This window comes from Pannonibacter anstelovis, from assembly GCF_036881715.1.
Lineage (GTDB): Bacteria > Pseudomonadota > Alphaproteobacteria > Rhizobiales > Stappiaceae > Pannonibacter > Pannonibacter anstelovis.
Map to the genome: position 1 here is coordinate 435,382 of NZ_JBAKBF010000003.1, position 14,690 is coordinate 450,071.

Below are 14,690 nucleotides of genomic sequence, written 5' to 3' on the forward strand. Positions count from 1 at the left end.
GATGAGCACCGCAGGGCGGAAGGCAGGGGCTGCCGGCGTCGCTGGCTGGGTTCTGTTCGACTGGGCAGCCCAGCCCTTCTTCACACTGGTGACGACCTTCGTCTTCGCGCCCTATTTTGCCTCCGCCCTTGCCGCCACCCCGGCGGAAGGGCAGGCCCTCTGGGGCTATGCCACCTCGGCGGCGGGTCTTGCCATTGCACTGCTCGCCCCGTTCCTCGGCTGCGTTGCCGATGCAGGGGGCGCGCGAAAGCCGTGGATTGCGGCTCTGGCCGTGCCCTATGTCCTGTCCTGCGTTGCCCTATGGTGGGCCATTCCCGGCACCGGCTACGGGATTGCCGTGGCGCTGGCGGGCTACGCGCTGGGCACGCTTGCCATCGAATTTGCCACGGTCTTCAACAATTCCATGATGGGCTCGCTGGTGGCGCGGGACAGGCTTGGCCGACTGTCGGGCGCGGGCTGGGCAGCCGGCTATCTGGGCGGGCTCGTCAGCCTCGTCATGGTGCTTGGCTTCATGGCGGCCAATCCGGAAACGGGCAAGACCCTGCTGGGCGCAGACCCGCTTTTCGGGCTTGATCCGGCCTCGCGCGAGGGGGACAGAGCGTCGGGGCCATTCTCGGCGCTGTGGTTCCTCGTCTTCGTGCTGCCGATGTTCCTCTTCACGCCCGATGAGCCGCGCCGCATGGAGGTGGGGGCCGCTGTCCGGCAGGGCCTTGCCTCCCTGCGCCGCAGCCTTGCAGAGCTGCGGCAGGTGCCCGGCATGGCGCGGTTCCTCATTGCCAACATGCTCTACAACGACGGACTGGTGGCGCTGTTTGCCTTTGGCGGCATTTATGCAGCCGGTGTGCTCGGCTGGGGCACGATCCAGATCGGCACCTTCGGCATCCTGCTCACCATCACCGGCACCATAGGCGCGCTGACCGGCGGCTGGCTGGATGACCGGATCGGCTCGCGCCCGGTGATTCTGGGAGCGCTTGGCGGTCTCATCCTGTGCGGCCTTGGCCTTGTTTCGGTGGACCGGGACACGGTGTTCTTCGTCATTGATGTAACGCCTGCCGCCCCCGGTGTTCTGTTCGGGTCTCTGCCGGATCTGATGTTCCTTGTGCTTGGCGGCTGTATCGGTGCGCTCGCTGGCCCGTTGCAGTCCGCTGCACGCAGCCTTCTGGTGCATCTGGCGCCTGCTGGCCGTCAGGGCCAGTTCTTCGGTCTCCTCGCTCTCTCCGGCAAGGTGACGAGTTTCCTGGCCCCGCTGGCCGTTGCCCTCGTCACCACCGCCACCGCCAGTCAGGCGGCAGGCATGGCGGTGATCCTCGTGTTCTTTGCCGGCGGGGCTTTTGTTCTTGCAGGCCTGAAGCCGCGCTGAAACGGCAACAGCCCCGGCGGATGCCGGGGCTGTTGAGTTCGTTCTGTCTGTCCTGGTGTTCAGGCGCTCTGGCGGATGTCCCGAAGGAACTGCTCCACCTCCTGCCGCAGTTCGCTCGCTTCCTGCTGGAGGATCGCGGCCGAGGAGCTGACCTTGCGGGCCGTTTCGCCGGTCTCATTGGCCGACGCGGACACGGCAACGATATTGCGCGTCACTTCCTGCGTGCCGTTCGAGGCTTCCTGGATGTTGCGGGCGATTTCGGTGGTTGCCAGGCCCTGCTGGTCCACGGAGACTTGGATGCTGCCGGAGATTTCGTTGATCTGCTCGATGGTCGAGGAGATCTCCTGAATGGCTTTCACCGCATTGGCCGTTTCCGACTGGACCGACTGGATCTGGCTGGAGATTTCCTCTGTCGCCTTGGCCGTCTGGTTGGCGAGCTCCTTCACTTCCGCCGCCACGACCGCAAATCCGCGGCCTGCCTCGCCGGCACGGGCGGCCTCGATGGTGGCATTGAGGGCGAGAAGGTTGGTCTGCTCGGCAATGGCCTGGATTAGTGCCACCACCTCGTTGATGCGGCTGGCGGCATCTGCCAGAGCCTCGATCTTGCCATTGGTGGCCTGCGCCTGATGCACAGCCTGCCCGGCAATCCCGGCAGACTGTTCCATCTGACGGCGGATCTCCGACACGGAGGCCAGCAGCTCTTCGGCGGCGGAAGCAACGGCTTCCACGTTGGCTGCTGCTTCTTCAGAGGCGGCCGCAACGGCTGTGCTCTTGGCGCTGGTGTCGTCGGCGCCGACCGTCAGCACGTTGGATGCATTGTTAAGGTCACCGACGAGGCTCGAAACCGTTTCCGTAAGTTTCGAGATCCGGGCATCGAACGACTGGGACAGATCCCGCACAGCTTCGGCGCGCAGGATGCGCTGGCGCTGCTGTTCTTCCTGCTCGGCCACCAGCTCTTCAGCCTGCTTCGCCTTTTCACGGAAGATTTCGAGTGCCTGATTGATGTGGCCGATCTCATCACCGCGATCCTTGTCCGGAATGGTGATGTCGTAGCGCTGGTCGATCAGGGCATTGATGGTGGTGACAGCCCGTTCCAGCGGACGGCGGACGATGCGGTTGCTGAAGAACATGACCGCAAAGGCGACGACAGCGAGCAGAACCGCGCCAATGCCGAGGATTGTATAGATGATCTGTGTCGAAGCGGCATTCACCGTTGCCATGGGCACGCTGACCACCACGGCCATGGTGGCGTCCGTGTTGCCGATGGCGACGGGGCGGACGATGTTGATCATATCTCCGCCCGCCGCGTCTGCGTATGCAGTGTAGGAGAAGGGCTGGGCTGACTTGACCGCATTGAGAACCTGAGAACCAAAGGCCGCTTCTTCAGAGCCCTTGGCTTCGGCCCATGTTTTGCCCAGGAGCGCCGGGTCTGTGTTGGCGATCCAGACACCCGCCTGAGACAGGAGATTCACCTGACCGGTGCCCATGGGCTTCTGGGAAGACAGGGTTGTCGTCAGATCGGTGAGCAGAAGATCGCCACCGGTCACGCCGATGACCTTGCCACCATCCCGGATCGGGGAGCTGAAGGAAATGCCGGTCATGACAACGCCATCAGTTTCCCAGGTGTAGGGCTCCGTGGCGAAGTCCTTGCCGGTCTTGTAGGAGACATGGAACCAGTCGCCCTCAGGAGATGGCTTGAGCGGCGGGATGGGGCTGAAGTCGACCTTGCCTTTGTTCCTGTAGAAGTAGGGGCGCCAGACACCGGCCTCATCGTGGCCCGGCTGGCCCGTAAACTCTGCATCGCGGCCGTCCAATGCATTCTCAAGAACCATACCCCAGGTTCCGGCCATCTGGGGATAGGTCTGCATTGCATCCTGCAAGATGTTGGTCCAGGCCTGCCTGTCGACCGGACCGCTGCGCTTCAGTGCGTTCAGCGCACTGCCGAGACCTTGCGCGGGCAGAAGGCCTTGCTCGATCACCCGTGCAACATACTCGGCCTGTTCCTGCGCAATGGCTTCCACTTGCTGAATGGCAAGCTGCTGCGTTGCTGAGGTTGCCTGATATCCAATGACACCAATTCCAACAGCAAGAACTCCGGCCAGCGCAGTCACGCTGACGGCCGCAAGCTTGGTTGCGATCTTTGCCTGCTTCAACATACGGGCACCCCTTCTGGCCTCCGGGAATTCTCTTGTCCCGGCAGGACTCTCCTAGGGTCAGGAAACGCTGAATCCCGTTAAGGAAAAGCTTCCAGAAGCAGTTTTTTCGCCTCTGGAAGCTAAAAATTTTTTTCAACTATTAGGCATTGTAATAATTCTCAATGCACCTACTGTCAGTGACGGAAGTGACGCATACCTGTCAGAACCATCGCAAGACCTGCCTCATCTGCAGCCGCGATGACTTCATCATCGCGCATGGAACCGCCCGGCTGGATGACGGCGGTTGCTCCCGCTTCGGCGGCGGAGAGCAGGCCATCAGCGAAGGGGAAGAAGGCATCGGAGGCGACCACGCAGCCCTTGGTCAGGGGGGTGGAAAGGCCGGCCGCTTCGGTCGCATCCAGCGCCTTGCGGGCTGCGATGCGGGCGCTGTCGACGCGGCTCATCTGGCCTGCACCCACGCCAACCGTTGCGCCATCCTTGGCATAGACGATGGCGTTGGACTTCACGTGCTTGGCAACGCGGAAGGCGAACTTGAGGTCGGCAAGTTCCTGCGCCGTCGGGGCGCGCTTCGTCACGACTTTGAGGTTGAGATCGTCAATGACGCCATTGTCGCGCGACTGGACCAGCAGGCCGCCTGCGACGGACTTGATGGCCAGACCTGCGGCGCGCGGATCGGCGAGACCACCGGTGACCAGCAGGCGCAGGTTCTTCTTCTTCGCGACGATTTCGATGGCTTCGTCCGTGGCTGCCGGGGCGATGATCACCTCGGTGAAGATCTTGACGATCTCTTCGGCCGCTTCCGCATCCAGCGTGTCGTTGAGGGCGACGATGCCGCCGAAGGCCGAGACCGGATCACAGCGAAGCGCCAGTTCATAGGCTGCTTTCAGGCTGGAGCCTTCCGCAACGCCGCATGGGTTGGCGTGCTTGATGATGGCAACGGCCTTGGTACGCTTGGGGTCAAACTCGCTGACCAGCTCGAAGGCGGCGTCCGTGTCATTGATGTTGTTGTAGGACAGGGTCTTGCCCTGCAGCTGGCGGGCGGTGGCCACGCCGGAGCGGCGCTCGCCGGTGGTGTAGAAGCCGGCCGACTGATGCGGGTTCTCGCCGTAGCGCATGACCTCGGCCAGCTTGCCGCCCATGGCGCGGTAATCGGGGGCCTCGACAGCGGTTTCACCGGCCAGCCAGTTGGACACGGCGGCATCATAGGCTGCGGTGCGGGCAAAGGCCTTCTGGGCGAGCTTCTTGCGCAGTTCCAGCGGTGACTGGCCGTTGTTCTCGTCCAGCGCGGACAGAACGGCAGCATAGTCTGCCGGGTCCACGACGACGGTTACATAGGCGTGGTTCTTGGCCGCTGCACGGGTCATGGCCGGGCCGCCGATGTCGATGTTCTCGACGCCCGTCGCATAGTCCGCGCCGGAAGCAACCGTGTCTTCGAAGGGATAGAGGTTGACGCAAAGCAGGTCGATGCCGCCGATGCCATGGGCCTCCATGGCTGCCTTGTGCTCCGCGTCGTCACGGATCGCGAGCAGGCCGCCGTGCACCATCGGATGCAGGGTCTTGACCCGGCCGTCCATGATTTCCGGGAAGCCGGTGACTTCGGAAATGTCCTTCACCGGCAGTCCGGCGTCCGCCAGCGTCTTGCGGGTGCCGCCGGTGGAAATAAGCTCCACGCCGCGCTCGGACAGCCCGCGGGCGAAGTCGAGCAGCCCGGTCTTGTCGGAAACGGAAAGAAGGGCGCGCTTGACGGAAACGAGCGGGGGAACGGGAACTCCCTTGGACACCACGGCCATGGCCTTGCCTCGCAGATCTGAGGATGGAAAGTGGCCGTGGCCCTAGCACGATCAGGGCTGAAACGGAAGCGCAAGAAGCCACAGGGAGCGAATCAGCTTTCGGTTTGCCTACAGCGGCAGTTCCGGCTCTTCAGCTGTGCTGCGTTCGCGCCGCACATTGCGGGCACCGGCTGTGCGGCGGAACTGCCAGGCTGCCTGGCTGGACTGGCTGATGCGGCCATAGAGCACCAGCTGCTGAGTGCGGCGGTGGCCATAGACATCCGAGAGATAGACGGATTCCTCCAGCACCAGTTCCGCGCCGGAGGCGTTGAATTCCCAGGCTTCGCCATCGGGCGCCATCAGCAGCGCTGCGGTGCCCGCGCGCAGAAGGCTTGGCTTGATCAGCGGATGCAGATGGAAGCGGATGGTGAAATGGTCGTGATGCGTCAGGGCACCCAGCGTCGAGAACAAATCGATGCCGTCCAGTACGGAGCCATCACTCGACAGGCGGATGTCGCGCTCGTGCAGTACATTGTAGCGGTGGGCATAGCCATCATGGGAGGCGGTGACGCGGGTGCCCATGGCGTCTTCCTCGCGGTTGACAGGCACGCTGGTCGGGCCGGTCAGGATCGGTGAACCGAGCCAGCCGGTGAAGGGCTTTTCCGTCAGAAAACGGCAGGAGGAGCTGTCTTCCATGCCGGCTGTCGAATGGGCGGCCGTGGAGCGGGCGACCTGGCGCCAGCCGTCGCTGGCCCAGCCGGATACGCCGCAATTGACCACCAGCCGGTGACGCCCGGAGGACATTTCAAGGGACAGGCAGCCGGCGTGGGCGGATTCGCTCAGCAGTGGCGGCGGCGGTGTGCCGGTGTCCATCAGCACCACCGTGTCCCCGCCCATCAGCCGCTGATAACCGGAGAATGGCGCGTTGCCGGGAGGCGCGCCGCGTGCATCATCATAGGCAAGGATCGTTGCCACCAGATCTGTCGGAGTGGAGCCCATGCCATTAAAGTGGGCGAAGGCACCGTCCACGTGGCGGAAGAAGCGCACCATGGGCATCATCCGGTCGATGGCCTGCATCATGCCGGCGGGCGTCTCCAGCCCTTGCGTGACGAAGGCCTGCCGGATGGGCAGAAGATCGGTGAGAATGTCGAGGATCGCGCCCGGATTGCGCGACACGTGACCACCATCCGGCATGATCTGGCGCTGCAGCTCGTGCTCCAGCCTCCTGAGGCTCTGGCGCACATAGCGGCCCTGACCGGCCATGGAAATGCTGGCAGCTGCAACGGCAAGCGCCGCCTGAAGACGCGGCACGCCATCAGGGGTCTCGTTGATGGTACGGCGCAGATAACGGACCTGACGGCCAAGCGAGCGCAGGAAACGGCGGTAGAATTCGGCATCGCCGTCCTCCAGCACCAGCGGCGACTGGGCAAGCCAGGACAGCACGCGCCGCGCCACGACCGGCTGTTCCCAGGCGATGGGGTCCCAGCGGCCGCACAGGCGGATCCAGTCGTCGACTAGAGCGCGGGCGTTCTGGCGGGCGACAAGGCTCTCGGCGGCGCGCAGGTCGCGCAACCAGCCGAAACTGTGCAGCTCGCGCTGCCAGGCCGGATCTTCCCCCTTCAGTTCGAAGGGGGAACGGCCTCTGGCCTCGACCACCTTACCGGAGAAGAGGAAGCGGCCGCCGTATATATCGAGGGCATTGGTCTGGTCGGCGGTGCGCAGGTCCTGGGGGGCGATGAGCAAACGGGAGGGCGTTCCCGCAAATGGCTGCCAGCGGAACAGGGGTCCGCCATGCAGCCAGCGCAGGCCATTTTGCCAGAGATGATGGAGCAGCAGGCGCCCTATGCGCCCCTGCTCACCCATCGCCCGGATCGTCATGGCAGTGTCTCACTGCCCTTGTGCTGGCGCCGGAATGAAATTGACTTGCCCTTTCACCATAAGAGGTAACGAACTGTTAGGGTTAGCTCTCAGTTGTCCATTGCGGGTCAGAGTGGTTACGGGGCAGTTAAAGCCGCCGCAGCCGGGCGGCAAAAAAACCGTCAAGGCCGCCTTCCGGCTCCGTGCCGCCGCCCAGATGACAGGGCAGGGTGCGCAGATAGCCTTCCGGTGTGATGCACTCGGCAAGGCCGCCGATTTCCGCAGGGAGCACCGGCTCCAGCGCGATTCCCGGCATCTCTGCCAGCAGCGCGGCGATCTGGTCTTCGCCTTCCTCACGCTCCATCGAGCAGGTGCAATAGACAAGGACGCCGCCCGGCTTCAGCCAGGTCACGGTCTTGCGCAACAGCTCTGCCTGAATGGCGGCCAGTGTCGTCACATCGGCGGGACGCTTGGTCCAGGCAACATCCGGGTGGCGGCGCATGGTGCCTGTGGCGCTGCAGGGCGCATCGAGGAGGATGGCGTCGAAAGGCTCGTCCGGCTCGTAGCTGCGCAGATCAGCCGCAACGACGCGGGCCGAAAGGCCTAGCCGCTCGAGATTGGAATGGACGCGCTTCAGCCGCTTTTCGGAAATGTCCACCGCCGTCACATCGGCGCCTTGCGTGGCAAGCTGTGCTGTCTTGCCGCCGGGGGCAGCGCAAAGGTCGGCGGCGCGCTTGCCGGTCAGGTCGCCCAGCAAGCGGGCGGGCAGGGAGGCTGCGGCATCCTGCACCCACCAGCCGCCTTCGTTGAAGCCCTCGAACCCGTCCACGGCGCCCTTGCGCGACAGGCGGACCGATCCGGCTGCCACCACACGGCCGCCAAGGCGCTCCGCCCAGCCTTCCGCATCGCTCTTGACGGTCAGATCCAGTGCGGGCTCTTCCAGATGCGCCCGCAGGATCGCCTCGAAGGTCTCCGCGCCATAGGTTTCGCGCCAGCGGGTTGCGAGCCAGAGCGGCAGGCCTGCCGGACCCGAACCGGTGATGGTGGACAGCGTGTCCTTCTCCCGCGCCAGACGGCGCAGCACGCCGTTGACGAGGCCCTTGTAAGGCCTTGCCCGCTTGTCGGAACCGGCCAGATCCACCGCGAGCGACACAGCGGCGTGGTCGGCAACGTCCAGGAAGAGGATCTGCACGGCAGCGACGTGGAGAATATCGGTGACGCGGCCCGTGCGCTCCGGAATGGGCCGGTCGAGCAGCTCCGCCAGAATGGCATCGAGCTGACCCCGCCGGCGCAGGGCAGCGGCCACGATGGCCTTCACCAGCGACCGGTCCTTTGGCTCCAGCGCGCGGAAACCGGAGTGGCCCGAGGTCACGTCATATTCGGCATCCAGCGTGCGGTGCTTGTGCACCACATTGCCCAGAATGTCGGCGGCTACCTTGCGGGCGGCAAAGCCGGGGGCTGGCCGGCCGGGCGAACCGCCGCCGGTTCCCGGACCGCCTGCCTTGGCGCCCGGTCCCTGCTTGCGGGCGGGTGCACCCTTGCCGCCCGTGGGGCGGGAGGGGGACTTCGGGCGGGAGCCAGTGGGTTCGTTCAAAGCGGTTGCCTTTGTTGGGTTGGACAAGATGCGGCTTTGAGTCAAAGCGCCGCGAACCGGTGCTCGCGGCGCTTGATGCAAAACATGTCTGGTGGTCCTGCAGCGCGGAATTGGCTGCGGTGCCGTCCGCTGCGCGAGGCTGCGATCCGGAGCTTTTACCGCAGATCAGCCGCTAGGCTCAAGCCCAAGCCGTTTCAACCCCATGGGCCCTTTGGTTTGTCAGAGGGGCGTGTGCTTCCAATGCCGCTTCCTCCCCACGGGCCTGAGGGAGCGGAACTGTTTCCAGCGCCGCCCCAAGGCTGGCTGCGCGTCTGCGCGGGAGACGGGCCCCATCCGCCGCCAAAGCCGCCAGAACCGCCAGAGCTGTTACCGCGTCCGCCCATCTGCCCTTCCAGATCACGCAGGGCGGCGATGCGGTTGGCAGTGTTCGGATGGGTGGAAAACAGATTGTCCATCCGCTCGCCCGACAGCGGGTTGATGATGAACATGTGTGCCGTCGCCGGGCTGCGTTCTGCATCCGGATTGTGGATCTGCTCCACACCGCCGGCGATCTTGGCCAGTGCAGAAGCCAGCCACATCGGGTGGCCGCAGATTTCGGCGCCCATGCGGTCGGCGGCATATTCACGCGTGCGGGAAATCGCCATCTGCACCAGCATGGCGGCAAGAGGGGCAACGATCATCGCCACCAGCACGCCGATGAAGCCGAGCGGATTGTTGTTCTCCCGGTTGCCGCCGAAGAAGAAGGCAAAGTTGCCGAGCATGGAGATGGCTCCGGCAATCGTCGCGGTGATCGTCATGATCAGCGTGTCGTGGTTCTTGATGTGCGCAAGCTCATGCGCCATCACGCCAGCCACTTCTTCCATGGTCAGGCGCTCCAGCAGGCCTGTGGTTGCGGCCACGGCGGCATTCTGCGGGTTGCGGCCCGTGGCAAAGGCATTCGGCTGCGGATTGTTGATGATATAAACCTTCGGCATCGGCAGCTGCGCATTCTGCGCCAGCTGGCGCACCATGCGGAACAGCTCGGGGGCGCTGCGCTCGTCCACCTCCTGCGCATGGTGCATGGACAGCACCATCTTGTCGGAATTCCAGTAGCTGAACAGATTCATCGCACCGGCAATCACCAGTGCGATCATCATGCCGCTCTGTCCACCGATCAGGAAGCCAATGCCCATGAACAGGGCGGTCATGGCGGCCAGCAGCATGGCAGTGCGGAAATAGTTCATTGCCTTCGGTCCTCGTCGCGCTTAAGTGCGGGCGGTATGCCGGACGGGAGTTTTCCGCTCCCGCATCTCCTCTATATGATGGGGGCGAGCCCGATTTCCCGCAAGCCTGCCGGTCTTCAACCTGTCTTGAAGCGGCGCCTGGCGGGGCAGCAGATGGAGATATCCATGCACGACGACGAGAACAACGAAGCGAACGGCCCTGAAGCTGGTGTTGCGGAGAGCCGTGGCGTGGTCGTTCCCTTTCCCCAGCGTGCCGCGCCTGCGGAGCCGGAGGCCGTTGTAGAACATGCCCCCGCACCGCAGCGGCGATTCGAGGATCTTCCTCCCGCAGCGCAGCGGGCACTGAAGGAAGCCGAAGCGCGCCGCGCAGAAATCGACGCCCGCCAGCAGGCTATGGCAAAAGAAGTGGACGGGCGCGGCGGACTGGAGCCAACCCGTTATGAGGATTGGGAAATCAAGGGGATTACCGTCGATTTCTGACAGTGGACAACTGCCTGCGCGGCAGCGGGAAATGGCTGCTGCCGCTGCTTGGTTAATGAGGGATTTACCAGAGGCGCGTTACCGTCCGGACCAATAGTGTGTTCGAGTGTCCGGAAGGTCAGATGACGTCCACGATGCCTGCCTCAACCCCGCGCGCGGCCCTGCCCGACGCCAATCCGTTCCAGCGCCTTGCCGCGCTCCTGGGCGATACGCGCCCCGGTGCGGATCCGATTGTGCTGACCATTGGCGAGCCGCAGCATGCGCTGCCGCCCTTCACGGGCGAGGTGCTGATGGAAAATCTGGCCGATTTCCGCCGGTATCCGCCCATTGAAGGCTCGCCTGCCTTCCGTGCGGCCATCGCAGCCTGGCTGGACCGGCGCTACAATCTTGGCGGCACCATCGACAAGGACAAGGGCGTTCTGCCGCTCAACGGCTCGCGCGAGGGCCTGTCCTTCGGCGCGATTTCCGCCCGTGATCAGCTGGCCAAGGATGTGGCGCGCCCGGCGGTGATCCTGCCCAATCCGTTCTACCAGACCTATGCAGCCGCCGCCCACATTGCCGGAGCCGAGGCGGTTATGCTGGACACCGGCGCGGACACCGGGTTCCTCCCGGATCTGGATGCGCTGGAGCCGGAGCTGCTGGACCGCACCATCGCCTTTTACGTGGCATCGCCCGCCAATCCGCAAGGGGCAGTGGCGAGCCTTGCCTACTGGCAGAAGCTGATAGGCCTTGCCCGCCGCCACCGGTTCTACGTTTTCGCGGACGAATGCTACTCGGAGATCTACCGCAGCACGCCGCCTCCGGGCGTTCTGGAAGCGGCCCATGCGCTGGGTGAGGGCTATTCCATGGTGGTGGCGCTCAACTCCCTGTCGAAGCGGTCGAACCTTGCGGGCCTGCGCTGCGGCTTTGCCGCCGGTGACCCGGATTTCCTCTCGCGCTGGGTGAAATTCCGTGGACTCGCCGCCCCGCAGGTGCCGCTGCCCGCGCAGGCGCTGGCCGTGCGCGCCTATGGCGACGAGGCGCATGTGATCGAGAACCGCCGCCTTTACAATGAGAAATACGAAATCGCCGAAAGCCTGCTGTCGCCGATCCTCGGACCGGTCACGCCGGAGGGCGGTTTCTTCCTGTGGCTGGATGTCAGCCGCTGGGGCGGTGCAGTCAGCGTGACCGGGCGGCTGTGGACCGAGGTTGGCGTCAAGGTGCTGCCGGGCTCCTATCTGGCCTCCACCCAGGCCGATGGCCGCAATCCGGGCGACCCGTATATCCGCGTTGGCCTGTGTGCCCCGTCCGCCCTGACCGGCGAGGCGCTGGAGCGCGTGGCACGCTGGCTGGGAGGTGCGGCATGAGACGGGCAACAGCCATGCGCGGGTCCGGGCGGGGCGCTGCACATATTCTCGACACCGAAAGCCCGTTGAAGCGCTTCGTCCGCCGCAATCTGGTGGGCGCGGCAGGACTGGCGGTCGTTGCCCTTGCGGCAGCGCTTGCCGCGAGCCTTGCCACATGGTCGGTGAACGATCCGAGCTTCAACCATGCGACGGGCGAGCCGGTGCGCAATGCGCTGGGCACGCCAGGGGCGATCATTTCCGATATCCTGATGCAGTCCATCGGGCTTGCGACGGCCGTCTTCCTGGTGCCTGTGGTGCTGTGGGGATGGCGGCTTCTCTCCGGCAAGACCATGCGTATCGGCAGCCGCCGGATCATGTTCTGGTTCGTCGGCACCCTTCTGGGCGCTGGTGCCGTGGCTGCGCTGCCCGTGCCGGAAAGCTGGCCGTTGCCGACAGGCCTCGGTGGCTTTGCGGGCGATGCCATGCACTATGTCCCCTCCCTGCTGACGCAGAACCTGACGCCGGGCGCTGCCACGATCACGGGTGTGCTGGGGCTGGGGCTTCCGGCCGTTTTCCTGCTGGTGGCTGCCGGTGCCTGGTTCGGCGACATGCGCGAGCGCTATCAGGATGAGGAGGACGATGTCCCGTCCCTGCCGTCCCGCACCGCCCGCCAGCAGATGCGTGGCCGCAAGGCGCAGGAACAGCTTGATTTTGATGATGACGAAGAGGACGAGCGCGAACCGCGGTTTGCCGCTCTCATGGGGGCTGCCGCGCACTGGCGCCTGCAGGCTCAGTCCGCCGTCCAGCGTATGACGGGTCTTGGCCTGTCCCGCCGCCGCGTGCGGGAGGATGAGGAAGACGAGTATGTCGAGGAGGATGCGGATGACGAATATGCTGCTCCGCCCACAAGCCGTTTCGGGTCCCTGCGCCGTGCGCTGAAGGACCGTTTCGTTCCCGGCGAGGAGGACGATGGCCTTGACGATCTCTATCCCGATGCCCGCGGCACCCGCGAGGCGCCACGCCGCGTGACGTCACGTGGTCCGGTCATGGGCCGGGCGCCGCAAGTGGAAGAGGACGAGGACTATTACGAGGACGAGGAGGACGCCTCGGCCTATGACGAGCCGCCGTTCGACATGGACGATGACGGCTACGATGTGGAAGAGGCTGGGCCGGTCGCACCGCGTGGCCGTGGCAGAGCGCGTGATGAGGCCCCGCTGGACCGCCCGCCGCTGGGCCGTCCCGTTGGCATCGCCAGCCCCGATCAGGGCCGGACAAGGCAGGCTGCTCCGGCACAGGGCGGCGCCCGTGTCGTGCCGCAGGCTCCGCGCCCGCAGCCCGGCCGCCGGGTTCAGGCCGAGGCACAGCCCTCGCTGCTGGACGCGCCCGATGTCTATGAACTGCCGCCGCTGCGGCTTCTGGCCGAGCCCAAGCCGGCCGGCAAGACGCCGGGCCTTTCCGCCGATGCGCTGGAGCAGAACGCCCGCATTCTGGAAGGCGTGCTGGAAGACTTCGGTGTGCGCGGCGAGATCATCGAGGTGCGCCCCGGTCCGGTGGTGACCCTCTATGAGCTGGAGCCCGCCCCCGGCATCAAGTCCTCGCGCGTCATCGGCCTTGCCGATGATATCGCCCGCTCGATGAGCGCGATTTCCGCCCGCGTTGCCGTGATCCCCGGCAAGAATGCCATCGGCATCGAACTGCCGAACCAGAAGCGCGAGACAGTGTTCCTGCGCGAGCTGCTGGCGGCTGAGGATTTCGAGAAGTCGAAGGCAAAGCTCGCCATGGCGCTGGGCAAGACGATCAACGGCGAAAGCGTGATCGCGGACCTTGCCCGCATGCCGCATCTGCTTGTGGCCGGTACCACCGGTTCGGGCAAGTCGGTGTCGATCAACACCATGATCCTGTCGCTGCTGTACCGGATGACGCCGGACCAGTGCAAGATGATCATGATCGACCCGAAAATGCTGGAACTGTCGATCTACGATGGCATCCCGCATCTTCTGACCCCGGTGGTGACCGACCCGAAGAAGGCGGTCGTGGCGCTCAAGTGGACCGTCCGCGAGATGGAAGAGCGCTACAAGAAGATGTCGAAGATGGGCGTGCGCAACATCGACGGCTACAACATGCGCGTGAAGCAGGCGCTGGAAAAGGGCGAGAGCTTCTCCCGCACCGTGCAGACGGGCTTTGACCGCGAGACCGGCCAGCCGATCTACGAGGAAGAGGATCTGCCGCTGGAGCCGATGCCCTTCATCGTGGTCATCGTCGACGAAATGGCCGATCTGATGATGGTGGCTGGCAAGGACATCGAAGGCGCGATCCAGCGCCTTGCGCAGATGGCCCGTGCCGCCGGCATCCACATCATCATGGCCACCCAGCGTCCGTCGGTGGACGTGATCACCGGCACGATCAAGGCCAACTTCCCGACGCGTATCTCCTTCCAGGTGACGTCCAAGATCGACAGCCGCACCATTCTGGGCGAGCAGGGTGCCGAACAGCTGCTGGGCATGGGTGACATGCTCTACATGGCTGGCGGCGGCCGCATCCAGCGCGTCCATGGCCCGTTTGTCGCCGATGACGAGGTGGAGCAGATCGTCGCGCATCTCAAGCTTCAGGGCTCGCCCCAGTATCTGGAAGCGGTCACCGAGGAAGAAGAGCTGCAGGAGAACCCCTATGATGCGGTCTCCGGCTCCGATGAGGGCAATGACCTCTACGACCGTGCGGTGGCCGTTGTGCTGCGCGACAAGAAGGTCTCGACGTCCTACGTGCAGCGCCGTCTTGGCATCGGCTACAACCGTGCCGCCTCGCTGATCGAACGGATGGAACAAGAAGGCGTGATCAGCGCTGCCAACCACGCCGGAAAGCGCGAGATCCTTGTGAAAAACGGGGTGGACGAGGACTACTGATCCGCCCTGTCCGCCGCAACCTTGCC

9 protein-coding genes are annotated in these 14,690 nt (G+C 64.8%); 4 read left to right on the top strand and 5 right to left on the bottom strand.

Translation table 11 applies throughout. From position 1 onward, the window contains the following. Nucleotide 1 precedes the first annotated feature (1 nt). Nucleotides 2-1,360 carry an MFS transporter gene (locus tag V6L75_RS07325; protein WP_334250847.1) on the top strand — a complete coding sequence of 453 codons (1,359 nt, stop codon included), beginning with the start codon at nucleotides 2-4 and terminating at the stop codon, nucleotides 1,358-1,360. 59 nt (nucleotides 1,361-1,419) lie between these two features. On the opposite strand, the gene V6L75_RS07330 is transcribed toward V6L75_RS07325, so the two are convergent. The 5 genes from V6L75_RS07330 to htpX all read right to left on the bottom strand — a co-directional run bounded on the left by V6L75_RS07330 (nucleotide 1,420) and on the right by htpX (nucleotide 9,959). Continuing rightward, on the bottom strand, nucleotides 1,420-3,516 hold the full coding sequence (locus V6L75_RS07330; RefSeq protein WP_334250848.1) for a methyl-accepting chemotaxis protein: 2,097 nt from the start codon (nucleotides 3,514-3,516) through the stop codon (nucleotides 1,420-1,422). A 173-nt stretch (nucleotides 3,517-3,689) separates the two neighbouring features. Next, nucleotides 3,690-5,306, bottom strand: coding sequence for a bifunctional phosphoribosylaminoimidazolecarboxamide formyltransferase/IMP cyclohydrolase (gene purH / locus V6L75_RS07335; protein WP_334250849.1), 1,617 nt, complete (start codon nucleotides 5,304-5,306; stop codon nucleotides 3,690-3,692). A 108-nt stretch (nucleotides 5,307-5,414) separates the two neighbouring features. Next, nucleotides 5,415-7,163 (bottom strand): heparinase II/III family protein, encoded by a 1,749-nt coding sequence (locus tag V6L75_RS07340; RefSeq protein ID WP_334250850.1) that lies wholly within the window; start codon nucleotides 7,161-7,163, stop codon nucleotides 5,415-5,417. Between the two features lie 127 nt (nucleotides 7,164-7,290). Beyond that, entirely contained in the window at nucleotides 7,291-8,736 is a 1,446-nt protein-coding gene (gene rsmB / locus V6L75_RS07345; RefSeq protein ID WP_334250851.1) for a 16S rRNA (cytosine(967)-C(5))-methyltransferase RsmB, read from the bottom strand. Between the two features lie 194 nt (nucleotides 8,737-8,930). After that, nucleotides 8,931-9,959: a zinc metalloprotease HtpX gene (htpX, locus tag V6L75_RS07350; RefSeq protein WP_334250852.1), complete on the bottom strand. Its 1,029-nt coding sequence runs from the start codon at nucleotides 9,957-9,959 to the stop codon at nucleotides 8,931-8,933. 228 nt (nucleotides 9,960-10,187) lie between these two features. Here htpX and V6L75_RS07355 point away from each other — a divergent pair, with 228 nt between their 5' ends. The 3 genes from V6L75_RS07355 (at nucleotide 10,188) to V6L75_RS07365 (ending at nucleotide 14,664) form a co-directional block, all read left to right on the top strand. Further along, complete coding sequence (locus V6L75_RS07355) at nucleotides 10,188-10,439, top strand: DUF1674 domain-containing protein (protein WP_334250920.1); 252 nt, start codon at nucleotides 10,188-10,190, stop codon at nucleotides 10,437-10,439. A 122-nt stretch (nucleotides 10,440-10,561) separates the two neighbouring features. Continuing rightward, entirely contained in the window at nucleotides 10,562-11,785 is a 1,224-nt protein-coding gene (locus tag V6L75_RS07360) for an aminotransferase class I/II-fold pyridoxal phosphate-dependent enzyme (protein WP_334250853.1), read from the top strand. Then, nucleotides 11,782-14,664, top strand: a complete 2,883-nt coding sequence (locus tag V6L75_RS07365) for a DNA translocase FtsK (protein ID WP_334250854.1) — start codon at nucleotides 11,782-11,784, stop codon at nucleotides 14,662-14,664. Before V6L75_RS07360 ends, V6L75_RS07365 begins: the two co-directional genes overlap by 4 nt. The last annotated feature ends 26 nt before the right edge of the window (nucleotides 14,665-14,690 follow it).